Origin of the sequence: Streptomyces sp. NPDC050315 (assembly GCF_040655775.1) — a bacterium.
Classification (GTDB): Bacteria; Actinomycetota; Actinomycetes; order Streptomycetales; family Streptomycetaceae; genus Streptomyces.
In genome coordinates this window covers 276,996-302,573 of the sequence record NZ_JBFAKN010000006.1, presented here as the reverse complement: position 1 = coordinate 302,573, position 25,578 = coordinate 276,996, and the positions used below count along the sequence as shown (strand labels likewise).

Genomic DNA, 25,578 nt, shown 5'->3' with positions numbered 1-25,578 from the left:
GGGCGGAGCCTCCCGCGTGTCCGTTCCCGGGTGGCGGAGTGCGCCCCGTTCACTCGGCGTATGAGATGGACAAAATCCGCAAAAAGTATCGCCTTGCTGGCGCTGCTGCCGACCGTCGGGCTGGTTCTCGCCCTCCTGGCAGCGCTGATCCCGTCCTGGTTCTCCTCCGCCCCGAAGGCCGGTGACGCGCGGCCCGCGGAGGCTTCCGGCGCGGGCAAGGCCGGCCGGGCGGCCGAGGCCGCGGCCGCCGACCCCGCCGCTTCCCCCGGCCCCGCGGCCCGGGCCCCCGCCAAGGCCCCGCCGACCGGCCCGTACCTCTACAAGGGCTTCGGGCTCGACACCTGCGAGGCCCCGGCGGTCAGCTCGCTCCGGGCCTGGAACAGCACCAAGTACCGGGCCATCGGCGTCTACTTCGCGGGGCGCGGCCGCGCCTGTCCCAAGCAGCACAATCTCAGCCCGCAGTGGTTCCAGGGCGCGAAGTGGGCCGGCTGGCGGGTGCTGCCCATCTACCTCGGTTCGCAGGCGCCGTGCGTGAAGAACAAGCACAAGCGGAAGTACGCCATCGGCGCCGACCCGTACGGACAGGGCGTGACCGAGGCCAAGGTGGCGGTGAACCGGGCCCGCGCCTACGGCATCATGCCGCGCAGCCCGATCTACCTGGACATCGAGGCGTACAGCCTGACGAACCGCCCCTGCGCGGACCGCACGCTGCGCTTCATCCGCTCCTGGAACCGCGAGGTGCGCCGCTTCGGCTACCTGCCGGGCTTCTACAGCAGCGCGAACTCCGGCGTGCGCCACATGGCGCAGGCCCGGGCGCAGGGCATCACCGACCTGCCGGAGATCATGTGGTTCGCGCGCTGGAAGGTGCCGCCGTCCGCCTACGGTGAGCGGTGGCTGCCGGCGACGTCCTGGCACCCGAACCGCCGGATCCACCAGTACGTCGGCCACGTCGTGGAGACGCACGGCGGCCGTGCGCTGAGCATCGACCGCAACTATGTGGACGCTCCGGTAGCGGTGATCAAGTGACCGGCCACCCCCGTCGGGACGGCGTCGGCCCGGAGAGCCCCGTCGGGCGGACCCTGACGGGGGTGGGGCCGCGCTCCGCCCTGAGGAGGTGGGGCAGGCCCCACCCGTACAACCTGAGGCGGATGCGGCTTCGGCACCTCGGACCGATCCCCGCCGAGCCCGCCGCTCCTAGCGTGGAGGGCATGACCACGCCAGTGTGCAAGGGCGCCTCGACCGCCGCGGTGGCACCGTCGCCGACGCCGCTCCCGTCGCCCTCGGCGCTCCCCTCCGTCGCCTCGTTCCCGTCCTTGCCGTCCTTCCCGTCGTTCGCGGCATACGTACGGGACCGGGGCCCGGCGCTGCTGCGCGCGGCCCGCTCGCTCACCGCGAACCCCAACGACGCGGAGGACCTCCTCCAGACCGCGCTGACCAAGACCTTCGTGGCCTGGGAGCGGATCGAGGACCACCGGGCGCTGGACGGTTACGTACGGCGGGCGCTGGTGAACACCCGTACCTCGCAGTGGCGCAAGCGGAAGATCGAGGAGTACGCCTGCGACGAGCTGCCCGAGCCCGGCCCGCTCACGGCGGCCCCCGATCCCGCGGAGCGGCAAGTACTGCGCGACGCGATGTGGCGCGCGGTGCTCAGGCTGCCCGACCGGCAGCGGGCCATGGTCGTGCTGCGGTACTACGAGGACCTGAGCGAGGCGCAGACCGCCGAGGTGCTGGACGTCTCGGTGGGCACGGTCAAGAGCGCCGTCTCCCGGGCGCTGGCCAAGCTCCGCGAGGACCCCGACCTGGCGCGGGCGGCCTGAGAACTCCGGCCGCAATGCGCGGCTCCGGGAGCGATTCCGCACGTCAGAAGGACAGCAGCGTGACGGGTCACACGCCTGATTTTCCCGAGTGGTAGTGACATACCGCAAGGTACGGCAGCAGAATCAGCGGAAATCTACTCGCCCGTAACAGGTCTTCGGGAGGCCCCGGTGCTGAGCACGATGCAGGACGTACCGCTGACAGTGACCCGCATCCTTGCCCACGGGTCCACCGTGCACGGCAAGGCCGAGGTGATCACCTGGACCGGGGAGGGCGAGCCGCACCGCCAGACCTTCCGGGAGACCGGCCTGCGCGCCGCGCGGCTGGCCCATGCCCTCCACGACGACCTGGGCGTACGCGACGACGAACGCGTCGCGACCCTGATGTGGAACAACGCCGCCCACCTGGAGGCGTACCTCGCGATCCCCTCCATGGGCGCGGTCCTCCACACCCTGAACCTCCGGCTGCCCGCCGAGCAGCTGGTCTGGATCGTCAACCACGCCGCCGACCGGGTCGTCCTCGTCAACGGCTCGCTGCTGCCGCTGCTCGCCCCGCTGCTCCCGCAGCTGCCCACGCTGGAGCACATCGTCGTCGCGGGCCCCGGCGACCGCTCCGTACTGGACGGCGCCGCCGCGCAGGTCCACGACTACGAGGAGCTGCTGGCCGGGCGCCCCGAGACGTACGCCTGGCCCGAGACCGACGAGCGGCAGGCCGCCGCGCTCTGCTACACCTCCGGCACCACCGGCGAGCCGAAGGGCGTCACCTACAGCCACCGCTCGCTCTACCTGCACTCGATGCAGGTCAACAACGCCGAGGCGTTCGCCCTGACCAGCCGCTCCACGGCGCTCCCGGTCGTCCCCATGTTCCACGTCAACGCCTGGGGTCTGCCGCACGCCGCCTTCATGGCGGGCTCCTCGCTGCTGATGCCGGACCGCTTCCTCCAGCCGGCCCCGCTCGCCGAGATGATCGAGACCGTACGGCCCACCATCGGCGCCGCCGTGCCCACCATCTGGCAGGGGCTGCTCGCCGAACTGGACGCCGGCAAGCGCGATGTGGCGTGCCTCGGCACGGTGATCATCGGCGGCTCGGCCTGCCCGCCGTCCCTCATGAAGGCGTTCGAGGACCGGCACGGCATCCGCGTCGTGCACGCCTGGGGCATGACCGAGACCTCGCCGCTCGGCAGCGTCGCGCACCCGCCGGCCGGCGTGACCGGCGACGAGGAGTGGCGCTACCGCTGTACGCAGGGCCGCTTCCCGGCCTCCGTGGAGGCGCGGCTGGCCGGACCCGGCGGCGAATACCTGCCCTGGGACGGCGAGTCGGCCGGCGAGCTGGAGGTACGCGGGCCGTGGATCGCGGGCGCGTACTACGGCGGCGCGGTCGGCGAGGCGTTCCGCCCCGACGACAAGTTCAGCCCGGACGGCTGGCTGCGCACGGGCGACGTCGGCACGATCACGCCCGACGGCTACCTCACCCTCACCGACCGCGCGAAGGACGTCATCAAGTCCGGCGGCGAGTGGATCTCCTCCGTCGAGCTGGAGAACCACCTGATGGCCCACCCGGACGTCGCCGAGGCCGCCGTGGTCGCGGTCCCGGACGAGAAGTGGGGCGAACGCCCGCTGGCCACGGTCGTCCTGAAGGAAGGCGCCACAACCGGCTACGAGGACCTGAAGGACTTCCTCGCCACCCGCATCGCCCGCTGGCAGCTCCCCGAGCGCTGGGCAGTCATCCCGGCCGTCCCGAAGACGAGCGTGGGGAAATTCGACAAAAAGGTGCTGCGGAAAATGCATAAGTCCGGGGAGCTGGACGTCACGTACCTGACAGGGCAGACCGGCAGCGGAGACACGGGGTCCGCGGCGGTCTGATGACGCTGTGCGGTGAGGGGCCTCCTTGAGCGAGGCGCCTCACCGCCGGGGCGGGTGTCAGACGTCCGTATTCCGTACGACCTCCAACAGGGCCGGGTCGAATGTGCGGGCGCCACGTCCAGCGGGATGGACGATCACGGCTTTGATGTGCTTCATCACGACGGCGCGCTGCCGTTCGATCGGCAGACGCGCGAAATCCTTCGCGGTGCATCCGGTGTCCTCGGCCCTGGCCTTGTCAGCAAGGAACCGGGCGCGCTCGTATTTGAGGGACTCGCGCTCCGCTTCAAGAGGCTCAAGCAGCGTGATGAGTGTGGGCGCGGTGATGCCTTTGTCTTTCTTGGCCTGTATATATGCGACGATCTCGGACTCCACCTCGGCCAGCCTGGCCTTTCCGGGCCACTCGGTCGAGAATCTTCCGCTCGGCCTTCGGGCCAGGAGCGTCTCCGCCTCCTGTACCAAGCCGACGATGTGCCTCTCCACTGGTTCACCCGCGCGGCTCACTTTGCCGCAGCCGCCATCGGTTGACGCAGGGCAGCGGTAGAAGAATCTGCTGCCCTTGCCTCCGGGCTGCCAACTGCTCCGGAGGTTCGGCATCATCCGGCTGCCGCATTCCGAGCACCGCAGAATTCCTGAGAGAAGGTAACGGTGGGAATTGGTGCCGTTCCGCGTCCGGTCCTTGTACCGCTGCGTGATGTCTTCCAGAACCAGCCGGACGGCCTCGAACTTCTCCGGCGTGGTGATGGGCTCCCACTCCCCGATGACCGGCATGCCATTGGGGCCGTAGTGAACTGCTCCGTTCACGGCTCGGTACCCGCAGAGCCTTGGATTGGTCAGAATCGACCTGACCGCCGTGCGTGAGATGGGCGCAGCTGTTCGACGAGCCGTCCTGACCTCGAGGGCCTGCCATTCGCGCACGACAGTATTCAGTCGGGTGCCCGCCAACAGATCGTCATGGGCCTTCAGGATGAGTCCTGCCTCGTACGGTTCGACGGTGACGCGGTCCTCCTTCCAGCCGAAGGCGCGGTGGCCGCCGCCGTTCCTGCCCTCGTCCGCAAGTTGTCGATGCTTGCGTGCGACACGGCGCGATGCATCGGCCGAAGCCTTATTGGCCATGGTGACGAGGACGCGGGCCATGGTGCGGCCGTCCGGTGACGAGAGATTGATGTCGTTGGTGACTGTGGCAAAAATCAGATTCGGACGGTCCTCGTAGATGTCGATGAGGCGTTCAAGGTCCCGTGGCTGACGCGCCAGACGATCGAGGTCATAGGCAACAACGCCATCAATCACGCCGTCACGAAGGTCCATGAGGAGCCGCTCGAACTCGGGACGAGCGACGTTCTTCCGGTACGCCGAGAGATCGTTGTCGATGTAGTGGCAGACAACGGTCCAGCCAGGGCGGACACTGACATGACGCTCGTAGTGCTCTCGCTGACGGTCAATGCCCTTCTCGTCGTCCGCCTTGTCGAGACTGACGCGGGCGTAACCACCGATTCGCAGAGCCACCGCGGCATCCCTCCCCTGATCCGCCACGAATGATCTCTGCGAAGGTAGAGCGTCGACTGCTGTATTTCAGGAAACTCCTCGGATCACTACCTATGTAGGTGATGTGTGGCCCGCCGTATCGATTCAGCGGCGGACGGGCCTGCTGTGGGGGAGGAAGCGGCCCGCGGCGAGCCAGAGGAGGGTGAGGGCGCAGACGCCGGGCCAGTGCCAGTGGGTGAAGACCGGGCCGGTGAGGGCGGAGGCCAGGGCGCCGGCGACGAAGGCCGCGACCATGTAGGCGGTGTTGGCCGCGGCGGGGGAGCCGGTGGAGGTCAGGGCGCGGGTCTGGTTGGCGACCTGGCCGCAGACGAGGCCGGCGTGGATCAGTACGGCGGCCAGGCACAGGGCCCACAGCTGCTGCCCGCCGAGCCAGAAGAGCGGTACGGAGACCAGCGAGAGCGTGTAGGCGGCGGCCACCACCCGGTCCGTGCCGAAGCGGTCGATCAGGCCGCCGGCCAGCGGCGCCACCATCGCGGAGACCAGCCCGAAGAGGCCGAAGAGCCCGGCGGTCGCGGTGGAGAAGTGGTACGGCGCCCCGGTCAGCAGCAGGACCACCGCCGTCCACAGCGCGCTCCACACGCCGAACAGCCCGCCCTGGCGCAGGCACGCGCGCCGCAGGTCGGCGGAGGCCATCATCGTCCCCGGGACCTGGGCGATGCCCTTGCCGATGCGGGTCAGCAGCCCGCCGGAGACCTCGCGGCGCTCCGGCGGCAGCAGCGCGGCGGTCACGCAGCCGATCAGTACGGTGAGCGCGGCCGAGCCGAGGAGGACGGCGCGCCAGCCGTACGCCTGGCCGGCCAGCCCGCCCAGTACGCGGGCCGCGACGATGCCGGTGAACAGGCCCGCGACCACGGCCGCGACGTGCAGGCCGCGGCGCGCGGCGGGCGCCCGCTCGGCGACCAGCGGGACGAGGAGCTGCGGGATGACGGTCGTGGCGCCGGCGACGAGCAGGGCGGCGCCCAGCGCGGGCAGGCCGGGGGCGAGCCCAGCGACGGTCATCGCGGCGGCGGTGACGACCGAGAGCACGGTGATCAGGCGGCGCCGGTTGGCCGTGTCTCCCAGTGGTACGAAGGCCAGCAGGCCGATGGCGTAGCCGAGTTGGGAGACGGCGGTGATCCAGCTGACGCCGGCGGCGGGCAGTCCGAAGCTGCGGGCTATGAGGCTCAGCAGCGGCGCGGCGAGGTAGATGTTGGCGACCGTCGCCGCGGTGCAGAGGGCGATGACGACGAGGAGGAGGCCGGGCGGTGGACCGGTGCGGCTTTGTGCCGCGGCGGTCGGCGCTTCCTTGCCGGGCGATGCGGGTGCGCGGCGGGTCGCGGTGGACGGTGCGGCTGAGGGCTTGGTGGGCATGGCGGCGGTGGCTTCTCCCCGGTAGCAACCAACTGGTTGGTTGTAAGTCTCGGCGCGTGCGTCGGTCGTGTCAACCAAATAGTTGGTTACGCTGATTCCATGACAGGGACCAGGGACCCCGCGGCCACCAAGGCGCGCATCTTCGAAGCGGCGGCCGCGGAGTTCGCCGCGTACGGCATCGCGGGTGCCCGTATCGACCGGATCGCCCGCGAGGCCAAGGCCAACAAGCAGCTGATCTACGCCTACTTCGGCAACAAGAACGAGCTGTTCGCGCAGGTCCTGGAGCAGCGGCTGGTCGACCACGCCCGCAACATGCCGGTCGACGCCGACGACCCGGACGCCTGGGTCGACCGGCTCCTGGAGTACCACGCCACCCATCCGCAACTGCTGAGGCTGCTGATGTGGGAGGGGCTGGAGTACGGCACCGGTGCCATCCCGCGCGAGGACGAGCGCACGGCGCACTGGGACCGCAAGGCCGAGGTCTTCGCCGACGCCCAGCGCCGCGGTGTCATCGGCACCGCCCTGCCGCCCCGCGACCTGGCGTTCATCCTGCTCGGCGTGGCGGCCTGGTACACGGCCATGCCGCAGATGCGGAAGATCCTGGTCGGCGACACGGACGAGGCGCGGGCGCGGCTGCGCGAGTCGATCGGCACGGCGGTGCGCCGGATCATCAGCAAGCCGTAGCCGTACGTCCTGGAGGGCGCGCCCGTCTCGGACGCGCCCCGTGGAGCGCCTAGTTGGTGCCGATCTTGGTGAGCAGGTCGACGATGCGGCCCTGGACGTCCGCGCTGGTGGACCGCTCGGCGAGGAACAGTACGGTCTCGCCGGACACCAGCCGCGGCAGCTGCGCCGGGTCCATGTCGGCCGAGGTGTAGACGACCAGCGGGGTGCGGGTGAGCAGCCCGTTCGCGCGCAGCCAGTCCACGATCCCGGCCCGCCGGCGGCGCACCTGCATCAGGTCCATCACCACGAGGTTGGGCCGGATCTGGGTGGCCAGGCTGACCGCGTCCGCGTCCGTCGCGGCCCGCGCGACCTGCATGCCGCGCCGCTCCAGCGACGTGGTGAGCGCGCCCGCGACGGCGTCGTTCTCCTCGATCAGCAGGACGCGCGACGGGTGCTGTTCGCTGTCCCGCGGCGCGAGTGCCTTGAGCAGTACGGCCGGGTCGGCGCCGTACGCCGCCTCCCGGGTCGCCTGGGCCAGCCCTGCCGTCACCAGGACGGGCACCTCGGCGGCGCCCGCCGCCTCGCGCAGCGACTGCAGTGCCTTGCGGGTGATCGGCCCGGTCAGCGGGTCGACGAAGAGCGCGGCCGGGTACGCCGCGATCTGCGCGTCCACCTCCTCGCGGGAGTTGACGATCACCGGGCGGTAGCCGCGGTCGCTCAGCGCCTGCTCGGTCGAGGCGTCCGGCGCCGGCCACACCAGCAGCCGGCGCGGGTTGTCCAGCGGCTCGGGCGGCAGCTCGTCGTCCATGGGCGGCGGCTGCCGGTCCACGACCTCTATGGCGCCGTTCGGGCCGTCCAGCGGCTCGGGGCCCTCCTGGCCCTCGCCCGGCGCGGAGATCGCGAACGCGCGGCCCTCCGTGGACTCCATCAGCGAGGGCTGCGGTTGCTGCTGCGGCTGCCCGGCCTGCGGCTGCGCGCCCTGCGGGGTGCGGGTGGCGGGCACCATCTCGGTGCCGGTGCCCGAGCCCGTACCGGTGCCCGTGCCGCGTGCGTCGTCCTGCGGGGGCGCGGCGAGCTTCCGGCGTCGTCCGGAACCGGCGCCGGCGGCGCCACCGAGCGTGCCGTTGGCGCTGTTCGCGCCGTTGGTGGCGCCGGTCGGCCGGGCGCCCTGGGGCTGGCCTTCCTGGGCGGGCTGGCCGTGGCGGCCCGGGCGGCCGTTGGCCGGCTGGTGCTGGTCGGCGATCTGCTGGGCGAAGGGGACGCCCTGCCCGAGCGTGCGCACGCTGAACGCGCGGCCGTCCGACTGCCCGGCCGCGGGCCCCGCTTCCTCCTCCGGTACGGGCAGGGGCCGGCCCGCGGCGCCCTGCTGACCGTGCGCGGACTGGCGCGGTACGGAGGGGGCGCGCCGGCCGGTCTCCTGAGAGGGGGCCGGGGCGGGGAGCTGCGCCTGGGGCTGTCCCTGCGCCTGCGCCTGGGGCTGAGGCTGGGGCTGTGCCTGACGTACGTCCTCGGGCTGCTGCGCCGCCTGCGCGGCCTGTGCTGCCTGTGCGGCCTGGGCTTCCTGGCCGTGCGGGCCGGTGGCCTCGGCCGGGCTGGGGCGGCCGCGGCGGCGGCCGGTCGGCGCGGGGGCCGCGGGGGTCGCGGGGGTCGCGGTGTCGTCCTCGGGGTGCGTGACCTGGCCCTCGGCGCCCACCACGAACGTACCGGTGGACTCCGAGTCGGCCATCGAAGCGGCGGCCCGCTCCTCGGCGGCGGCGCGGCGTGCGCGGCGGCGGCCGGTCGGCGTGTCCCACTCACCGCCGGCGGCCGGACCGGCCTGCCCGGCCCCGGCGCCGTTCAGCGCGGGCAGCGCGCCCGGCGCGGAGGGCGCGCCGTCAGCGGTACCCGCTGCCTCTTCGGGGGCGCGCCGGGCGCGGCGTCGGCCCGTACCGGTGGGTACCGGCTCGCCCGGACCGGCGGGCCCCTGCGGGCCCGTGGCCTGGGCGGGGAGCTGCGGTCCAGGCGCCTGGGCGGCGGCTGTCCGCGGGTCGGGAGCCGGCGCACCGGCGGCAGGCAGCGCGGGCCGCGGCTGCTGAGCGCCGGGCTGCGGCTGCGGCTGCCGCGCACCGGGCTGCGGCTGTGCCGGGGCCTGGGGCTGAGCGGCCTGGGCCTGAGCGGCCTGGGCCTGAGCGGCCTGCGCCTGAGCGGCTGCCTGGGCCTGTGCGGCTGGGGTCTGAGCGGTGTTCTGGACCGGATGCTGGTCAGCCGCGGCAGGCGGCAGCGCGAAGGGCGTACGCGGGCCCTGCTGCCCGGCGGACGCCGATGCCGGTGCGCCCCCGGAACGCGCGGGGCTGAGCCCAGCGGGCCCCTGCCCGCCCTGACCGGCCTGGCCGCTCTGACCGGTCTGATCACCCTGACCGGCCTGGCCGCTCTGCTCGGCCTGGCCGTTCCGCCCGTTCTGCCCGGACGACGCCTGATCACCGCTGCGGCCCCGACCGCCCTGCGGCCCCTGCCCACCGGTCTGCTGCCCCGGTCGGCCCGGCCCCGCTGCGGGGGTCAGCGCGCTGGCAGCGGACCGTGACGGCTGCTGCTCGGAACCGCCCTGCGGCTGCGCCGCGTTCGTACCCTGGTTCGCCCCCTGATTCGAGCCCTGGCCCGGTACATGGGCCGGGAGCTGGTTCGGGATCGACCGTCCGGCGGTGTCGGAGAGCGCACGGCGGGCCCGACGGCCGCCCGGCTGCGGTCCCTGCTGGGCGTCCGCGGCCCCCGGAGAGGGCGCGGCGGGCAGCGCGGGCAGCCCGCCACCCGCGGACTCCTGCTCCGGCCGGCCCCGCCGCCGGCCGCCCGGCGGCACGGCCTCCGCACCCGGCATACCCGAGTGCGCCCGCGAACCGGCCGGCGTGCCACCCGTACCCTCATCACCGGCAACGCCCGCACCGAGGCTGTCTTCCGCAGAAGCCGCACCAGTACCAGCACCGCTACCGGCAGCCGCCCCGGACGCCGGCATCTCCACCGTCCCGTCCGTGCCGCCGACCTGCTGTCCGGCCGGGGCCGCCGAGCCGTCCGCCTTGACCGGTACCTCCAGCACGTACGCGCTGCCGCCCGCGCCGCCCGGTACCTCGTGGGTCTGGAGCACGCCGCCGTGCAGCCGGACGATGCCGCGCACGATCGGGCCGTGCACCGGGTCGCCGCCGCTGTACGGGCCGCGTACCTCGATACGGACGACCGCACCGCGCTTGGCGGCCGCCACCACGATCGTGGAGTCACCGGCAGGCGCGGCGCCCGCGGGCGTGTTGCCCGTCGAGTCGACGCCCGCGACATCGGCGATCAGGTGCGAGAGCGCCTGCGCCAGCCGCGCCGCGTCCACCTCGGCCTTCAGGGGCGGCGCGTGCACCGCGAACTGCGCGCGGCCCGGGCCGATCAGCTCGACCGCGCCCTCCACGCCCGCGGCGACCACCGCGTCCAGCGAGACCTCGGTCCGCTGCAGCTTGTCCGTGCCCGCGTCGAGCTGCTGGTAGCTGAGGACGTTGTCCACCAGCGTCGTCATACGGCTGTACCCGGCCGTGAGGTGGTGCAGTACCTGGTTGGCCTCCGGCCAGAGCTGGCCCGCGGGGTCCGAGGCCAGGGTGCCCAGCTCGGTGCGGAGCTGCTCCAGCGGGCCGCGCAGCGACTGGTCCAGTACGGCGAGCAGCTGGGCCTGCCGTGCCACCAGCGCGTCCATCGGGCGCCGGTCGGTGAAGGTCATGACGGCGCCGACGAGCTGGTCGCCGTCCCGTACCGGAGCGGTCGTGAGGTCGACGGAGACCGCGCGGCCGTCCTTGGCCCACAGGACCTGGGCGCGCACCCGGTGCTTGCGGCCGGACTTGAGCGTGTCGGCGAGCGGGGTCTCCGCCCAGGGCAGGGGGGTGCCGTCGGCGCGTGAGTGGTGGATGAGCGGGTGCAGTTCCTTGCCGCCCAGCTCGCTCGCCCGGTAGCCGAGGATCTGCGCGGCGGACGGGTTGACGAGGACGACCTTGCCCTCCGCGTCCACGCCCACCACGCCCTCGGCGGCGGCGCGCAGGATCATCTCGGTCTGGCGCTGCTGGCGGGCCAGTTCGCTCTCGATGTCCAGCTGCCCGGAGAGGTCGCGGACGACGAGCATGAGCAGCTCGTCGCCGGTGTACGAGGAGCGGTGGTCCGCGTACGCCGCCTCGAAGGCCGACTCGTACGGAGTGCGGCCGTCCTCCAGGTTGGCGCTGGTCACCTCGACCAGCATCTCCGTACCGTCCGTGCGCCGCGCGACCATCCGCGTCGGCTTCTGCCGCCCGCCCTGGGGCGCGCTGTCGGGGCGCCGCATGGAGCCGGGGATGCGCTTGGAGTCGAACGTCGGGAGCAGGTCCAGCAGGCCGCGGCCCACCAGAGCGGTGCCCGGTGCCTCGAACGTCTCCAGGGCGATGGTGTTGGCGTTGACCACCGTGCCGTTGCAGTTGACCAGCAACAACGCGTCGGGCAAGGCGTCGAGTATGGCTGCGAGGCGAGCAGCGCCTCGGGATGGCCTGCTGCTCACGACGACGCTTCCTCCCTGATGACCGCATCTTGCCGACACCCACCGTGGTGTGTGACTGAAACCCACCGTGGCGTGTCACTGGAAGGGAGTCTACGGGCACCGGGCGGGGACGCGGAGGCGGATGACGAGGAGGTAATGCCACGGCCTTGTGCGACTCGGCGCACGCCCGACATGTGCCCCGCGTCCTGATCTGGGGCCTTACTTGGGCACGAAACCCGGCTGGTTTTCGCGTGTGTCCGACCGGTTTTCACGGGAAGCGGAACCTCGTCTTCCGTCCGGCTCGCCGCGGGCCCGCGTCTCCCGGCGCCGCCCTGACGTCGACTTTTTAGTCGACTTGGGGCTTCGTCGACGGGCTCTTCAAGGAGGCGACTAGGAGCCCGCCGAGGGAAGCAGCGGTACGAGCTTGTCCCAGCGGCCGATCTCACAGCCGTTGTCGCGCTTGAAGGTGGCGTCCACCGGGCGCCCGGCCCAGCGGCCGGTCACGTGGGCCGTGGCCGGCCCGCCGTGCTGCATCGTGCACACCGCGTCGGGCGCCACCGGCGCGAAGGGGTCCTTGCCCCAGCGCGTCGCCTTGTCCAGCGCCCGGCACGCGTCCTGCGCCTTGGGGTGGTCGCCGCCGGTGGGGTGGCACTTCAGTTCGTGCGTTCCGTCCATTGCGGTACCGGAGTCGGTGACGGTCACCTTCAGGCGGTCCCCGCCGTGCGACAGCGGGACCGGCATCTGCCGGTGCTGCTCCGACGGGGTGACGGCACCGGCCGCCGGCGCGCCGACGGCGGGCGTGACGGCGCAGGTGGCGGCGGTCAGGACGAGTGCGGCAATGCGGCGCAGCGCCATCGGGCTCTCCAGGGCGTGGGACACGGGGACGGGAGGGGGCGGGCACCCCCTGTTCCTCTTAACGCTCCACCGCGCCGTACGTTGCGCAACCGCGCGACCGCGCACGGCGACCGCGTGATCGTGCACCGTGGCGCCGGTCCGTACCGGCGGGAAGTGCTTTGCTCAGCCGCCCGTGCGCCTAGTACCGTAGACCTCGATTGGTGACAGCACGCTGAGCTGTGCCATCATCTGCACACACCACATCGCGTTCGCGCGGGTGGCGTTGCGTGGAGGCGTCGCCTAGTCCGGTCTATGGCGCCGCACTGCTAATGCGGTTTGGGTCTTAAAGCCCATCGAGGGTTCAAATCCCTCCGCCTCCGCTGTAAGGGACGAAGCCCCGGCCAATCGGTCGGGGCTTCGTCGTTCGCGCAGGGGATTTCCGCAGGTCAGGCGGGGTCCGGCTAATGGATTTCGCGCTACGGCCGGGCTCATGTAATGTTGTTCCCGCAACGCCGACCGGTCGAAAAGAAGGCTGGGAAGCCGAGCGCTCGTAGCTTAACGGATAGAGCATCTGACTACGGATCAGAAGGTTGCAGGTTCGAATCCTGCCGAGCGCACAGCAGTCGAAGGCCCCGTCGAGACCGACGGGGCCTTCGGCGTTCCCGGGGCCGGAGGGGGCGCGCAAGAAGATCGGGTTTCGTGCATCGGTGCAGGTCATGTACTGTTGTCCCGCACTGTTGAACGGCGCGAAAGATCGCCGGGAGACCGAGCGCTCGTAGCTTAACGGATAGAGCATCTGACTACGGATCAGAAGGTTGCAGGTTCGAATCCTGCCGAGCGCACAGCGGCCGAAGGCCCCGTCGAGACCGACGGGGCCTTCGGCGTTCCCGGGGGCCGGGCGTCACGCCTGCGTGTGAATGCCGAGGTCCTCCCGGCCCGGGGCCAGGTCGGGGTGGAGGGTCAGGTGCTCGTCGTAGTCGCCGCCGTTCTGGGAGCGGTACGGGATCGGGGGCGTGTCGGCGAGGGTGCTCAGGCGCTCGCGCAGCCGGGCGGCGGCCTCGGCGTACTGCTCGGGGGAGAAGCGGTTGGCGCCGGCGACGAGGAGCGGGGGCAGCACGGACATGCCCGCGTACCAGAGCGTGCCGTGCTGGAGCGGGAAGAGGACGGCGTCCAGGCCGCCGTTGATGCCGCGCGGGCCCATTTCGCGCTCGCGGGCGCCGACGGTGAGCACGACCATGGCGCGCTTTCCGGCCAGCCGGCCCTCTCCGTAGCGCAGGGTGCGCCCGGTGGCCTCGTCGAAGACGCCGTAGCCGAAGCCTTTCACGAAGACGCGGTCGAACCAGCCCTTGAGGATCGCGGGCATCCCGTACCACCACAGCGGGAACTGGATGATCACCGTGTCCGCCCAGTCCAGCTTCTCGTGCTCGGCGGCGATGTCGGGGGCGAGCCGCCCGCTTTCGTACGCGTCGCGGGAATGGTTGGCGACGTCCAGGCGGTCGGCCGGGTCGTGGCCGTAGTCATTGGCGTCCACGACCGGGTTCCACTTCATCGCGTACAGGTCGGAGACCCGGACCTCGTGCCCTTCGGCGCGCAGGGCGGTGATGCCGTCGTCCTTCAGCGAGCCGTTCAGGGAGCGGTGTTCGGGGTGCGCGTAGAGCCAGAGAACCTTCATGTCCTCGATCGTCCGTGGCGCGGTGACCCGAAACGAGTGGCCTGATGGCCATGGTGTGAAAGAATCGGGCCATGGGTGCTTTCACGGAGAGCGGGCGGCACCGGGTCGCGGTGCTGGTGCGGCACGGCATGCTGCCGATCGAGCTGGGCATCGTCCACCGGATCTTCGGGCTGGCCGAGTCGGCCGCGGGCGAGCCGCTGTACGAGGTGGTGACCTGCGCCGTCGAGCCCGGTGAGATCCGTACGGACGCGGACTTCGCGATCAACGTCGCGCACGGCCCCGAGGCGCTGGCGGAGGCGCAGACGGTGGTCGTGCCGGCCGCGCACGAGGACTACACCCCGGACGAGGGGGCCCTGGACGCGCCGCTCGCCGCGGCGCTCGGACGGATCAGGCCCGGGACGCGGGTCGCGTCGATCTGCACGGGTGCCTTCGTGCTGGCGGCCGCGGGCCTGCTGGACGGCCGCCGGGCCACCACGCACTGGCGGTCCACGGAGGACTTCCGGCGGCTCTTCCCCGCGGTGTGCCTGGACCCGGACGTGCTCTACACGGAGGACGGCGACGTGCTGACCTCCGCGGGCGTCGCCTCCGGCGTCGACCTGTGCCTGCACATGGTCCGCAGTGACCACGGTTCCGCGGTGGCCAACGACGTCGCGCGCCGTACGGTCGTGCCGCCGCACCGCGACGGCGGTCAGGCGCAGTTCATCCGGCGCCCGATGCCCGAGCGGCAGTTCGCCACGACCGCCAAGGCGCGGGCCTGGGCCCTGGAGCAGCTGCACCGGCCGCTGAGCCTGCGCGAGATGGCCGCGCGCGAGTCGATGAGCGTACGGACCTTCACGCGGCGCTTCCGGGAGGAGGCCGGGGTCTCGCCGCTGCAGTGGCTCACGCAGCAGCGCATCGAGCGGGCGCGGCAGCTGCTGGAGGAGACGGACCTGTCGGTGGACCGGGTGGCGGCGGACGCCGGGTTCGGCACGGCCGCGTCGCTGCGGCAGCATCTGCAGGTGGCGCTGGGGGTGTCGCCGAGCCAGTACCGGAGCACGTTCCGGGGGCCCGGGGCGGGCGCCGAGCGACCGGAAAGGGCCGCGGCCGCGGTGTGAGGGCGGCCGTGCGCGGACGGCGGGGCGAAGGGCGGCGGGTGGATGGGCACGAGGTGGCGGTGCACGGGGCCGCGCTGGTCGGGTGAGGCATTCGGGCTGGGCTGGTGCGATCCGGAGCGGGCCGAGGAGCGGCTGAGCGCGCTGCCCGCCGGGAAGCCGCTGGCGTTCGCAGTCGAGGGTGAGCGGCGCTGTCTGGGCGTGCGGCGGGCCGGGAGGTGGACCGTTTGCCCGTACGCCGCGGTGCTCGATGGGGCGGGCGCGCGCGACCAGTGTGCGGACTGCGCGCGACTGGACCGTTCGCGGTCGGTGGCGGCGGACACGATGGCCGACGACCCGCGCCCGTACGGCGTCTACCTCGCGTACTTCGGGCCCGGCCTGCTGAAGGTGGGGATCACCGCGGCCGAGCGGGGCGCGGCGCGGCTCCTGGAGCAGGGCGCGGTCGGGTACTCCTGGCTGGGGCGCGGGCCGCTGATGGCCGCGCGGCGGGCCGAGGCGCTGCTGGGGAGCGCGCTGGCGGTACGGGACCGGTTCGGCAAGGCGGAGAAGCGGGCGGCGCGGCGGGCGCTGCCGCCGGCCGCCGAGCGCGCCGCCGAGGTGGCCGCGCTGCACCAGGAGGCGCAGTCGCTGCCGGGCTGGCCGGAGGCGCTCCGGGCGGCGCCGTACGCGTATGTCGATCATTCCGAGGTGTTCGGCCTCGGCCGGATTCCGGCAGCGCCGGGGGCCGTGGGGGAGATCGCGGGGCTGCGGGCGGGGGAGGAGATCGTCGGGTCGGTGCTGGCGGCGGCCGGGTCGGACCTGTACCTGGCACAACAGGCCGGTACGGGCCCCGTGTTCGTCATCGACACCCGCCTGCTGGCCGGGTGGGTGCTGCGGCCGGCCGCCGGGCAGGTGACCACGGCGGCGGTGATGCGGGAGGAGAGCCGCGAGGACGAGGGACGGCAGGAGGGGCTGTTCTGAGTACGACGGGCGCGGTGGCCCACCGCCCCCGCGCTCCAAGCCGATTGTCAGTGGTGCCTGCCATGCTCTTACCAGTGAGACCGGCTGGACCGCGCGGGGGGCGGCCCAGCCGGTCCGCCGACCCGCTGCCTGCGTTTCTCAGCAGATTCACAGAAACCCGAAAGGGGGTTCTCAGAGGCCGCGGCCAGGCTGGTGGGCATGACTGCCACTGCCGGCTCGCCGCCCTCCGTGAAGAAGCACCCGGAACTGCTGCGCCCCGACGGGAGCCCGGTGCGCGTGCTCGTCGTCGACGACGAGGCGTCGCTCACCGACCTGCTGTCGATGGCGCTGCGCTACGAAGGCTGGGACATCCGCTCCGCCGGGGACGGCGCGAGCGCGCTGCGGGCCGCGCGCGAGTGGCGGCCGGACGCGGTGCTCCTGGACGTCATGCTGCCCGACCTGGACGGCCTGACCGTACTGGGCCGGCTCCGCCGCGACCTGCCCGATGTGCCGGTCCTCTTCCTCACGGCCAAGGACGCCGTGGAGGACCGCATCGCCGGGCTGACCGCGGGCGGCGACGACTACGTCACCAAGCCGTTCAGCCTGGAGGAGGTGGTCGCCCGGCTGCGCGGGCTGCTGCGCCGGGCCGGTGCCGCCGCCGTACGGCCCTCGTCGGTGCTCGCGGTGGGCGACCTCGTGCTGGACGAGGACAGCCATGAGGTCTCGCGCGGTGGGGTGGACATCCACCTCACGGCCACGGAGTTCGAGCTGTTGCGGTACTTGATGCGCAATCCGCGCCGGGTGCTCAGCAAGACCCAGATCCTGGACCGGGTCTGGTCCTACGACTTCGGCGGCCAGGCCAACGTCGTCGAGCTGTACATCTCCTACCTGCGGCGGAAGATCGACGCGGGCCGCAGCCCGATGATCCACACCCGGCGCGGCGCGGGATATCTGATCAAGCCCGGCGAGTAGGCGGGAAGGCAGTGATGTCCCGTACTAGCGGCGGCCGTTCCGGGCGACGTCCTACCGGTGGCCGTTCCGGGCGGCGTCCCTGGTCGCTGCGCACCCGGCTGGTGGTGGCCGCCGTGGCGCTGATCGCTGTCGTCGGTACCGTCATCGGCACGGTCACCGCCATCGCGCTGCACGACTACCTTCAGGGGCAGTTGGACGGTCAGCTGCGGGAGTCCGTGCACCGCGCGGAGGGCGGCCCGATCGGGCGCGACCCGCTGCGGCAGGACTCCCTCGACTTCGTCGCGATACCGGGCCAGCCCGTGGGGACCGTCGGTGCCCACGTCGAGGCGGACGGCACCATCGACAGCGGCGCGAAGAGCAACGACTCCCGCAGCCGGGTGCTCTCCGAGCACCTGGACGACCTCGGCGCCGCGCAGCTCCGGGCCCTGGGGGCGGTCCCCAGGGACGGGCAGCCGCACACCGCGACCCTGCCCGGGCTCGGCGACTACCGGGTCACGTCCTCCAAGGACGGCTCGGTCGTCCTCGGACTGCCGCTGGACCAGGTGCAGGAGACGGTCGGCACGCTCATCGTGGTGGAGGTCTGTGTGACGGCCGCCGGGCTGATCGCGGCGGGCATCGCGGGCGCCTCCATGGTCGGGCTCGCGCTGCGGCCGCTGCGCCGGGTCGCGGCCACCGCCACCCGGGTATCCGAACTCCCGCTGCACCGGGGCGAGGTGGCGCTGCACGAGCGGGTGCCGGCGGCCGAGGCCGACCCACGGACCGAGGTCGGCCAGGTCGGCGCGGCTCTCAACAGGATGCTCGGACACGTCGGTTCGGCCCTGACGGCGCGTCAGGAGAGCGAGACGCGGGTACGGCAGTTCGTCGCCGACGCCAGCCACGAGCTGCGTACGCCACTCGCCTCGATCCGCGGCTACGCCGAGCTGACCCGGCGCGGCCGCGAGGACCCCGGGCCCGACACCCGGCACGCGCTGGGCCGCATCGAGTCCGAGGCGACCCGGATGACCGGGCTGGTGGAGGACCTGTTGCTGCTCGCCCGGCTGGACGCGGGACGCCCGCTCTCGTATGCGAGCACCGATCTCTCGCCGCTGGTCGTGGACGCGGTCAGCGACGCGCGCGCGGCCGGCCCCGGCCACCACTGGCGGCTCGAACTCCCCGAAGTACCGGCGCTCGTACGGGCCGACGCGGCACGCCTGCATCAAGTACTGGTCAACCTCCTCGGCAACGCGCGCACGCACACGCCGGAGGGCACGACGGTCACCGCGCGGGTGGCCCGGCACGGCCCGTACGTCCTGCTGGAGGTCGCGGACGACGGCCCGGGCATACCGGCGGCGACGCTGCCGCATGTCTTCGAGCGGTTCGCACGCGGCGACGCGTCGCGGTCGCGGGCCGCCGGGAGCACCGGCCTCGGGCTGGCGATCGTCCGCGCGGTGGTGGCGGCGCACGGCGGCAAGGTGGGCGTGGACAGCGCCCCGGGCCGGACGGTCTTCACGGTTCGGCTGCCCGCGGAACCGGCCGCGCAGGCCGCTGCCGAACCGGCCCCGCAGGCCCCCGCTGAGTACTCACAGGCAGGCCACAGCCTCACCACACGGTGATGACAGCGGGGCCGACGAACGTCGGCCCCATGACGACGACACAGCCGACGCCCACGTCGCTGGGCTCCCTGCCGCCCCGTGAGCATCTGCGCCCCGGCCGGACCACGACCGTCCTGGACGTCGTGATCCCGGTCTACAACGAGGAGCGCGATCTCGAACCGTGCGTACGGCGGCTCCACGACCACCTGGTCCGCACCTTCCCGTACGGCTTCCGGATCACCATCGCCGACAACGCGAGCACCGACGCGACTCCCGAGGTCTCGGCCCGGCTCGACGACGAGATCCCCGAGGTCACGGCCGTACGGCTGGAGCAGAAGGGCCGCGGCCGGGCGCTGCGTACCGTCTGGACGATGTCCGGCGCGCCCGTCCTCGCGTACATGGACGTGGACCTCTCCACCGACCTGAACGCGCTGCTGCCGCTGGTCGCGCCGCTGATCTCCGGCCACTCCGACCTCGCCATCGGCTCCCGGCTGGCCCGCAGTTCGCGCGTCGTGCGCGGACCCAAGCGGGAGTTCATCTCGCGCGGCTACAACCTGATCCTGCGCGGCTCGCTGGCCGCCCGGTTCAGCGACGCGCAGTGCGGGTTCAAGGCGATCCGCGGCGACGTGGCCGAGCGGCTGCTGCCGATGGTCGAGGACACCGGCTGGTTCTTCGACACCGAGATGCTGGTCCTCGCCGAGCGGGCCGGGCTGCGCATCCACGAAGTACCGGTGGACTGGGTGGACGACCCGGACAGCACCGTGCACATCGTGAAGACGGCGACCGACGATCTCAAGGGCGTGTGGCGGGTGGGGCGTGCGCTGGCCACCGGCGCGCTGCCGCTGGACCGGCTGGCCCGGCCCTTCGGCGACGACCCGCGCGACCGGCAGCTGACGGGCGTACCGGGCGGCCTGGCCCGCCAGTTGGTCGGCTTCTGCGTGGTCGGCGCGCTCAGCACGGTCGCGTACCTCCTGCTGTACTCGCTCTTCCGGCTCGGCCTCGGGCCGCAGCTCGCCAACGCGCTGGCCCTGCTGGTCTCCGCGTTCGGCAACACCGCCGCCAACCGGCGGCTGACCTTCGGCGTACGGGGCCGCGACCGCGCGGTCCGCCACCAGGCCCAGGGCCTGGTCGTCTTCGCCATCGGCCTGGCCCTGACCAGCGGCTCGCTGGCGGCCCTGAACGCGGCGGCCGGCACCCCCGCGCACGGTACGGAGCTGGCGGTACTGGTCGCCGCCAACCTCGCCGCGACCGTCCTGCGCTTCCTCCTCTTCCGCGCCTGGGTCTTCCCGGGCACCACCCCGAACGACGTACGGAGCTCCCGATGACCGCCCCGCCCACCTACGAGCCGCAGCGAGCGGAGACGCCGCACGAGCCGCAGGCGCTGCCGCGGCGCGGCGATCCGCGCTGGGCCCGCCCCGGCCTGCTGCTCCTCCTCGCGGTCACCGCCGCGCTCTACCTCTGGGACCTGGGCGCCTCCGGGTACGCCAACCAGTTCTACTCGGCGGCCGTGCAGGCCGGGAGCGAGAGCTGGAAGGCGTTCTTCTTCGGCTCCTCGGACGCCGCGAACTCGATCACCGTCGACAAGCCGCCGGCCGCGCTCTGGCCGATGGCTCTATCAGTACGGCTCTTCGGGCTCGGCTCCTGGCAGATCCTGGTGCCCGAGGCGTTGATGGGCGTCGCGACGGTGGGCGTGCTGTATGCCACCGTGCGCCGGCGCTTCGGCGCGGGCGCCGGACTCCTCGCGGGCGGCGCGCTGGCGATCACTCCGGTTGCCGCGCTGATGTTCCGCTTCAACAACCCCGACGCGCTGCTCTGCCTGCTGATGGTCTGCGCGATCGGCTGCGTGCTGCGCGCCCTTGAGGGCGCGCGGACGAAGTGGCTGGTGCTGGCCGGGCTCTGCTTCGGTCTCGCCTTCCTCACCAAGACGCTGCAGGCGTGGCTGATCCTGCCGCCGCTGGCCGTCGTCTACGCGGTCTGTGCGCCCACGACCGTACGGAAGCGGATCGGCCAGCTGCTGCTCGCCGGGCTCGCGCTCCTCGTCTCCGGCGGCTGGTGGGTGGCGCTCGTCGAACTGTGGCCCGCGGCCTCGCGCCCGTACATCGGCGGCTCGCAGCACAACAGCTTCCTGGAGCTGACCTTCGGCTACAACGGCCTCGGCCGGATCAACGGCAATGAGACCGGCAGCGTCGGCGGGGGCGGCGGTAGCCGGGGCGGTGGCGGCGGCTGGGGCGAGACCGGCATCGACCGGCTGTTCTCTTCCGACATGGGCGGCCAGATCTCATGGCTGCTGCCCGCGGCCTTCGTGCTGCTGATCGCGGGGCTGTGCGTACTGTGGCGGGCCCGCCGCGCGACGGACGTACTGGCCGCGCAGCAGCGGGACGCGTTCTGGGTCTGGGGCGGCGCGCTGCTGATGACCTTCGCGACCTTCAGCTTCATGTCCGGGATCTTCCACCAGTACTACAACATCGCCCTGGCGCCCTACATCGCGGCGCTGGTAGGCATGGGCGGCGCGCTGCTGTGGCAGCGGCGGCGGCACGTCGCGGCGACGGCGGTGCTCGCCGTCACGGCCGCGGGCACGGCGGCCTGGTCGTACGTCCTGCTGGACCGGTCGCCGACGTGGCTGCCGTGGCTGCGCTGGGTGGTACTGATCGGCGGGCTGTTCGCGGCGGTCGCGCTGGCGGCGTTCGGGCGGGGCACCTCGGGCGCCGGGCGACGGCTGGCCGTCGGCGCGGCCGGGCTGGGCCTCGCGACCTCGCTGGCCGGCCCCCTCGCGTACACGCTGAACACGGTGACGACGCCGCACACGGGCTCGATCATCACGGCGGGGCCGTCGGTCTCCGGCGGCATGGGGGGTCCGGGCGGCATGGCGGGCCCGGGTGGCAAGGGCGGTCCGGGCGGGCAGCCCGGCGGCAAGGGCCCCGGCGCCCGCCCCATGCCGCCCGGCCAGGGCGGCGGCGCACCCGGCAAGACGGGCATGCCGCCCGGCAAGGCAGGCATGCGTACCGGTGAGCGCGGAGGCGGCGGCATGGGCGGCCTCCTCAACGGCTCGCAGGTCAGCACGGCCGTAAAGCAGAAGCTGCTCGCCGACGCCGACAAGTACACCTGGGTCGCCGCCTCCATCGGCTCGCAGAACGCCGCCGGTTACCAGCTGGCGACCGGCAAGCCCGTCATGGCCATCGGCGGCTTCAACGGCAGCGACCCGTCCCCGACGCTCGCGCAGTTCAAGGAGTACGTGAAGGCGGGGAAGATCCACTACTTCCTCGGCGGCGGCATGGGCGGCGGCCCGGGCGGTGGCCAGGGCAGCTCCTCCAAGATCACCTCGTGGGTGTCGCAGCACTACAAGAAGGTGACCGTCGGCAGCACGACCCTGTATGACCTGACCGCTCCCCGCTCATAAATCGAATGTACGGCGTATAAGGCATCCCTGTACGGTGTAAAGCATCCGCTCGCACCGTACAGGGAGCCCGTATGTCCTCCTCCGTGGCCTCCGGAGCCGCACCCGCCGAGAGCCCGCCGCGCCATCCCGCGCGCTGGATCATCCTCGGCGTCATCTGCCTCGCGCAGCTCACCGTCCTCCTCGACAACACCGTCCTCAACGTCGCCGTCCCGTCCCTCAACAAGGAGCTGGACGCGACCACCGCCGACGTCCAGTGGATGATCAATGCGTATTCGCTGGTCCAGGCGGGACTGCTGCTCACCGCCGGCAATGCCGCCGACCGCTACGGCCGTAAGAAGATGCTGCTCACCGGCCTCACACTGTTCGGCATCGGCTCACTGTGCGCGGCCTTCGCCCAGTCCGCTGGACAGCTGATCGCGGCCCGCGCCGGGATGGGTGTCGGCGGCGCGCTGCTGATGACCACCACGCTCGCGGTGGTGGTCCAGGTCTTCGACAGCGACGAACGCCCCAAGGCCATCGGCATCTGGGGCGCGGTCAACTCCCTCGGCTTCGCGGCCGGACCGCTCATCGGCGGCAGCCTGCTCGACCACTTCTGGTGGGGCTCGATCTTCCTGATCAACATCCCGGTGGCGCTGATCGGCCTGATAGCCGCGGCCAAGCTCGTACCGGAGTCCAAGAACCCCTCGGGAGACCGCCCCGACCTGCCGGGCGCCCTGCTCTCCATGGTCGGCATGGTGGGCGTGGTCTTCGCGATCATCTCCGGGCCCGCGCACGGCTGGCTGTCCGCGCAGGTCCTGGTCTCCGCGGTGGTCGGCGTGCTCGCGCTGATCGTCTTCGCCCGCTGGGAGCTGCACACCCCGCATCCGATGCTGGACATGCACTTCTTCCGGGACCGCAAGTTCGTCGGCGCGGTTGCGGGCGGCATCCTGGTCGCGTTCGGCGCGGGCGGATCGCTGTTTCTGCTCACCCAGCATCTGCAACTGGTGCTCGGCTACGACCCGTTGGACGCCGGTCTGCGCACCGCCCCGCTCGCCCTGACCATTGTCGTACTGAACTTCTCGGGCCTGGGCGCCCGGCTGCTGTCCAAGGTCGGCGCGCCGGCCGCCATCGCGGGCGGTATGACGCTGCTCGCCGCCGGTCTGGCAGCGATATCGGTGCTCGGCGCGCACTCGTACAACGGCATGCTCATCGGCCTGATCGTGATGGGCGCCGGCCATGCGCTGGCGATTCCGGCCATGGCCAACGCCATCATGTCCGCGATCCCGCCCGCCAAGGCCGGCGTCGGCGCCGGCGTCAACGGCACGCTCATGGAGTGCGGCCAGGGCCTGGGCGTCGCCGTGCTCGGCGCGGTGCTCAACTCCCGCTTCGCCGCGCTGCTCCCGGCCGTCGCGGCCGGCGCCGGCTCGCTGCCCGCCGCGCTCGCGTCAGCCCGTACGGACGCGGACCGCGCCGCCGTACGGGACGCCTTCGCGACCGGCATCCAGACCAGCCAACTGGTGGGCGCGGCAGCGGTGTTCGCGGGCGGGCTGCTCGCCGGCATCCTGCTCGGCCGCGCCGAACGCGCCGAACGGGCGGGGCGCCCCCGTGCCGAAGCGGAATAGCATCGAGGCGGCAGACCGCGTACGACCAGTTCAGCGATGAGGGAGGGCCGGCCATGGAAGCGACGGGCAGCCGCGCCGGGAAACCGCGGAAGAGTGTCTGGCTGACCGAACGTCCTCCGCTGAAGCGGAAGGCGGACCAGCCGGCCGGACTCGACCTGGACAAGATCGTCGAGACCACGGTCCGGCTGCTGGACGCGGAGGGGCTCGCGAAGTTCTCGATGCGCCGGCTGGCCGCCGCGCTCGGCGTCACGGCGATGTCGGTGTACTGGTACGTCGACACCAAGGACGACCTGCTGGAGCTGGCCATCGACGCGGTGGCCGGCGAGATCGACCTGCCGGACGAGAGCGACCCGGAGGCGGACTGGCGCGACCACCTGCGGCATCTGGCCGCCGAGTACCGGAAGGTACTGGTCACCCACCGCTGGGCGCCGCGGCTGCTGGGGGAGTACCTCAACGTGGGCCCGCACGCGATCGCGTTCTCCAACGCGACGCTGCGCGTCATGCAGGGCAGCGGGCTCTCCCAGGAGGAGATCTCCGGGGCGTTGGGCGCGGTCTTCCAGTTCGTCTACGGCTTCAGCACGATCGAGGGACTGCACGAGGAGCGCTGCCGGGAGACCGGCAAGACGCTGGACGAGCACTTTCAGGAGGTGATCGGGGCGGTCCAGGGCCGCCCGGAGTTCGCCGAGACGATGGAGATGTCGGCGAAGGCGCTGGAGATCCAGCAGGGCGTCGGCGTCCGCGAGATGCGCGAGCGCGACTTCGCGTACGCGCTGGACGTGCAGATCGCGGGCATCGAGGCGCTCCGCGACCGGGGTCGCGGAGCCTAGGGCCCGTACGGGTGGTCAGCCCGCCATCGGCAGCGAGTCCCCCTGGACCGCCTGGATGTCCAGTTCCACCTTCAGGGTGGTGCCGATGGCGGCGATGCCGGCCGCCACGACCTGGTTGTAGTTCATCTTGAAGTCCTCGCGGTGCAGCTCGGCGGTGGCGCTGAACGCCGCCCGCGTACCGCCCCACGGGTCCGGGCCCGTGCCCAGGTACGACAGGTTGAGGTCCACCGGCCGCTCGACGCCGTGCAGCGCGAGGTCGCCGTGCACGATCCAGCGGTCCGGGCCCGCCGCTTCGAGACCCGTGGAGCGGTAGGTCAGCTCCGGGTAGGTCTCCACGTCCAGGAAGTCGGAGTTGCGCAGGTGGCCGTCGCGCATCCCGTTGCCGGTGTCGATCGACGCGGCCTTGATGACCGCCTCGACGCGCGACTTCTCCACGTCCTCCGCGATCTCGATCCGGCCGGAGAACTCGGTGAACCGGCCGCGCACGCTGGAGATCCCCAGGTGCTGCGCGGCGGCGGCCACCGACGAGTGCATCGGGTCGATCGTCCACGGTCCGGGCGGCGGCAGCTCCGCGCCGCCCTGCCGGGCCAGCGTCACATTGCCGACGTCCATCCGGCCGCTCGCCGTCACGATCGAGGTCGAGGCGACCGGCGCGTAGCCCACGGCCGTCACGATCACCGTGTACGGGCCGGGCTGCAACGGGGCCGCGTCGCGCACGACGCCGTCCTCGTCGGCCGTGGCGCGCAGGACCTGCGTGCCCGTCATGTCCGTGACGGTCAGCACCGCGTGCTTGACCGCCCAGCCGTCGCGTGTCCGGACCTGTGCCCGAACGCCCGCGCCAGTCGAACTCATACCCACTCCCGATTCGTGCTTGGTACATATGGGCCCCGGCAGGCGGCGTGCAGGCCGTCCCCTGCCTGTGCGCACCCGCCGCCGGG

The 25,578-nt window shown here is 72.5% G+C and carries 18 protein-coding genes and 3 tRNA genes; 15 read left to right on the top strand and 6 right to left on the bottom strand.

Features of this window, described 5'->3' with window-relative positions; genetic code table 11:
• Window positions 1–60 precede the first annotated feature (60 nt).
• The 3 genes from AB0I82_RS23660 to AB0I82_RS23650 all read left to right on the top strand — a co-directional run bounded on the left by AB0I82_RS23660 (window position 61) and on the right by AB0I82_RS23650 (window position 3,677).
• On the top strand, window positions 61–1,026 hold the full coding sequence (locus tag AB0I82_RS23660; protein ID WP_363259343.1) for a DUF1906 domain-containing protein: 966 nt from the start codon (window positions 61–63) through the stop codon (window positions 1,024–1,026).
• A 182-nt stretch (window positions 1,027–1,208) separates the two neighbouring features.
• Window positions 1,209–1,817: a SigE family RNA polymerase sigma factor gene (locus tag AB0I82_RS23655; protein WP_363259342.1), complete on the top strand. Its 609-nt coding sequence runs from the start codon at window positions 1,209–1,211 to the stop codon at window positions 1,815–1,817.
• A gap of 168 nt (window positions 1,818–1,985) precedes the next feature.
• Entirely contained in the window at window positions 1,986–3,677 is a 1,692-nt protein-coding gene (locus tag AB0I82_RS23650; protein WP_363259341.1) for a long-chain fatty acid--CoA ligase, read from the top strand.
• Between the two features lie 57 nt (window positions 3,678–3,734).
• Here AB0I82_RS23650 and AB0I82_RS23645 read toward each other — a convergent pair whose 3' ends face one another.
• Window positions 3,735–5,180: a recombinase family protein gene (locus AB0I82_RS23645; protein ID WP_363259340.1), complete on the bottom strand. Its 1,446-nt coding sequence runs from the start codon at window positions 5,178–5,180 to the stop codon at window positions 3,735–3,737.
• Window positions 5,181–5,303: 123 nt separating this feature from the next.
• On the bottom strand, window positions 5,304–6,569 hold the full coding sequence (locus AB0I82_RS23640) for an MFS transporter (protein ID WP_363259339.1): 1,266 nt from the start codon (window positions 6,567–6,569) through the stop codon (window positions 5,304–5,306).
• Window positions 6,570–6,668: 99 nt separating this feature from the next.
• Between AB0I82_RS23640 and AB0I82_RS23635 the strand changes: the two genes are divergently transcribed.
• Entirely contained in the window at window positions 6,669–7,253 is a 585-nt protein-coding gene (locus AB0I82_RS23635) for a TetR family transcriptional regulator (RefSeq protein WP_363259338.1), read from the top strand.
• A gap of 49 nt (window positions 7,254–7,302) precedes the next feature.
• Here AB0I82_RS23635 and AB0I82_RS23630 read toward each other — a convergent pair whose 3' ends face one another.
• Both AB0I82_RS23630 and AB0I82_RS23625 read right to left on the bottom strand, forming a co-directional pair.
• Entirely contained in the window at window positions 7,303–11,757 is a 4,455-nt protein-coding gene (locus AB0I82_RS23630) for a PAS domain-containing protein (protein ID WP_363259337.1), read from the bottom strand.
• Window positions 11,758–12,126: 369 nt separating this feature from the next.
• Entirely contained in the window at window positions 12,127–12,615 is a 489-nt protein-coding gene (locus tag AB0I82_RS23625) for an SSI family serine proteinase inhibitor (RefSeq protein WP_363259336.1), read from the bottom strand.
• A 244-nt stretch (window positions 12,616–12,859) separates the two neighbouring features.
• On the opposite strand from AB0I82_RS23625, the gene AB0I82_RS23620 reads away from it, so the two are divergent.
• The 3 genes from AB0I82_RS23620 (at window position 12,860) to AB0I82_RS23610 (ending at window position 13,412) form a co-directional block, all read left to right on the top strand.
• Window positions 12,860–12,950: transfer RNA gene (locus AB0I82_RS23620), tRNA-Ser, on the top strand.
• Window positions 12,951–13,114: 164 nt separating this feature from the next.
• Window positions 13,115–13,187, top strand: a tRNA-Arg gene (locus AB0I82_RS23615).
• Window positions 13,188–13,339: 152 nt separating this feature from the next.
• Window positions 13,340–13,412 (top strand) — tRNA-Arg (locus AB0I82_RS23610).
• A 59-nt stretch (window positions 13,413–13,471) separates the two neighbouring features.
• Here AB0I82_RS23610 and AB0I82_RS23605 read toward each other — a convergent pair.
• Window positions 13,472–14,242 (bottom strand): NAD(P)H-dependent oxidoreductase, encoded by a 771-nt coding sequence (locus tag AB0I82_RS23605; RefSeq protein ID WP_363259335.1) that lies wholly within the window; start codon window positions 14,240–14,242, stop codon window positions 13,472–13,474.
• Window positions 14,243–14,313: 71 nt separating this feature from the next.
• Here AB0I82_RS23605 and AB0I82_RS23600 point away from each other — a divergent pair, with 71 nt between their 5' ends.
• From AB0I82_RS23600 to AB0I82_RS23565, 8 genes are all read left to right on the top strand, one after another.
• Window positions 14,314–15,336, top strand: a complete 1,023-nt coding sequence (locus tag AB0I82_RS23600; protein WP_363259334.1) for a helix-turn-helix domain-containing protein — start codon at window positions 14,314–14,316, stop codon at window positions 15,334–15,336.
• 42 nt (window positions 15,337–15,378) lie between these two features.
• Window positions 15,379–16,293, top strand: a complete 915-nt coding sequence (locus AB0I82_RS23595) for a DUF2797 domain-containing protein (protein WP_363259333.1) — start codon at window positions 15,379–15,381, stop codon at window positions 16,291–16,293.
• A 198-nt stretch (window positions 16,294–16,491) separates the two neighbouring features.
• Window positions 16,492–17,244: a response regulator transcription factor gene (locus tag AB0I82_RS23590; RefSeq protein ID WP_363259332.1), complete on the top strand. Its 753-nt coding sequence runs from the start codon at window positions 16,492–16,494 to the stop codon at window positions 17,242–17,244.
• A gap of 14 nt (window positions 17,245–17,258) precedes the next feature.
• Window positions 17,259–18,836: a HAMP domain-containing sensor histidine kinase gene (locus tag AB0I82_RS23585; RefSeq protein WP_363259331.1), complete on the top strand. Its 1,578-nt coding sequence runs from the start codon at window positions 17,259–17,261 to the stop codon at window positions 18,834–18,836.
• Between the two features lie 29 nt (window positions 18,837–18,865).
• Window positions 18,866–20,140 carry a bifunctional glycosyltransferase family 2/GtrA family protein gene (locus AB0I82_RS23580; protein ID WP_363259330.1) on the top strand — a complete coding sequence of 425 codons (1,275 nt, stop codon included), beginning with the start codon at window positions 18,866–18,868 and terminating at the stop codon, window positions 20,138–20,140.
• Window positions 20,137–22,212 carry a glycosyltransferase family 39 protein gene (locus tag AB0I82_RS23575; protein ID WP_363259329.1) on the top strand — a complete coding sequence of 692 codons (2,076 nt, stop codon included), beginning with the start codon at window positions 20,137–20,139 and terminating at the stop codon, window positions 22,210–22,212. The genes AB0I82_RS23580 and AB0I82_RS23575 overlap by 4 nt, the downstream gene beginning before the upstream one ends.
• Before the next feature lie 71 nt (window positions 22,213–22,283).
• Window positions 22,284–23,813 (top strand): MFS transporter, encoded by a 1,530-nt coding sequence (locus AB0I82_RS23570; protein ID WP_363259328.1) that lies wholly within the window; start codon window positions 22,284–22,286, stop codon window positions 23,811–23,813.
• A gap of 53 nt (window positions 23,814–23,866) precedes the next feature.
• The gene (locus tag AB0I82_RS23565; RefSeq protein WP_363259327.1) at window positions 23,867–24,640 is read left to right on the top strand and encodes a TetR/AcrR family transcriptional regulator; all 774 of its coding nucleotides are present in this window, start codon (window positions 23,867–23,869) and stop codon (window positions 24,638–24,640) included.
• A gap of 15 nt (window positions 24,641–24,655) precedes the next feature.
• On the opposite strand, the gene AB0I82_RS23560 is transcribed toward AB0I82_RS23565, so the two are convergent.
• Window positions 24,656–25,492, bottom strand: a complete 837-nt coding sequence (locus AB0I82_RS23560; protein ID WP_363259326.1) for a YceI family protein — start codon at window positions 25,490–25,492, stop codon at window positions 24,656–24,658.
• Window positions 25,493–25,578 lie beyond the last annotated feature (86 nt).

Bases quoted from the DNA above. Each gene is read 5' to 3' on its own strand.
- AB0I82_RS23660 (WP_363259343.1), top strand. From the start codon at position 61: ATGAGATGGACAAAATCCGCAAAAAGTATCGCCTTGCTGGCGCTGCTG.
- AB0I82_RS23655 (WP_363259342.1), top strand. From the start codon at position 1,209: ATGACCACGCCAGTGTGCAAGGGCGCCTCGACCGCCGCGGTGGCACCG.
- AB0I82_RS23640 (WP_363259339.1), bottom strand. From the start codon at position 6,569: ATGCCCACCAAGCCCTCAGCCGCACCGTCCACCGCGACCCGCCGCGCA.
- AB0I82_RS23635 (WP_363259338.1), top strand. From the start codon at position 6,669: ATGACAGGGACCAGGGACCCCGCGGCCACCAAGGCGCGCATCTTCGAA.
- AB0I82_RS23605 (WP_363259335.1), bottom strand. From the start codon at position 14,242: ATGAAGGTTCTCTGGCTCTACGCGCACCCCGAACACCGCTCCCTGAAC.
- AB0I82_RS23600 (WP_363259334.1), top strand. From the start codon at position 14,314: ATGGGTGCTTTCACGGAGAGCGGGCGGCACCGGGTCGCGGTGCTGGTG.
- AB0I82_RS23595 (WP_363259333.1), top strand. From the start codon at position 15,379: ATGGGCACGAGGTGGCGGTGCACGGGGCCGCGCTGGTCGGGTGAGGCA.
- AB0I82_RS23590 (WP_363259332.1), top strand. From the start codon at position 16,492: ATGACTGCCACTGCCGGCTCGCCGCCCTCCGTGAAGAAGCACCCGGAA.
- AB0I82_RS23585 (WP_363259331.1), top strand. From the start codon at position 17,259: ATGTCCCGTACTAGCGGCGGCCGTTCCGGGCGACGTCCTACCGGTGGC.
- AB0I82_RS23580 (WP_363259330.1), top strand. From the start codon at position 18,866: ATGACGACGACACAGCCGACGCCCACGTCGCTGGGCTCCCTGCCGCCC.
- AB0I82_RS23575 (WP_363259329.1), top strand. From the start codon at position 20,137: ATGACCGCCCCGCCCACCTACGAGCCGCAGCGAGCGGAGACGCCGCAC.
- AB0I82_RS23570 (WP_363259328.1), top strand. From the start codon at position 22,284: ATGTCCTCCTCCGTGGCCTCCGGAGCCGCACCCGCCGAGAGCCCGCCG.
- AB0I82_RS23565 (WP_363259327.1), top strand. From the start codon at position 23,867: ATGGAAGCGACGGGCAGCCGCGCCGGGAAACCGCGGAAGAGTGTCTGG.
- AB0I82_RS23560 (WP_363259326.1), bottom strand. From the start codon at position 25,492: ATGAGTTCGACTGGCGCGGGCGTTCGGGCACAGGTCCGGACACGCGAC.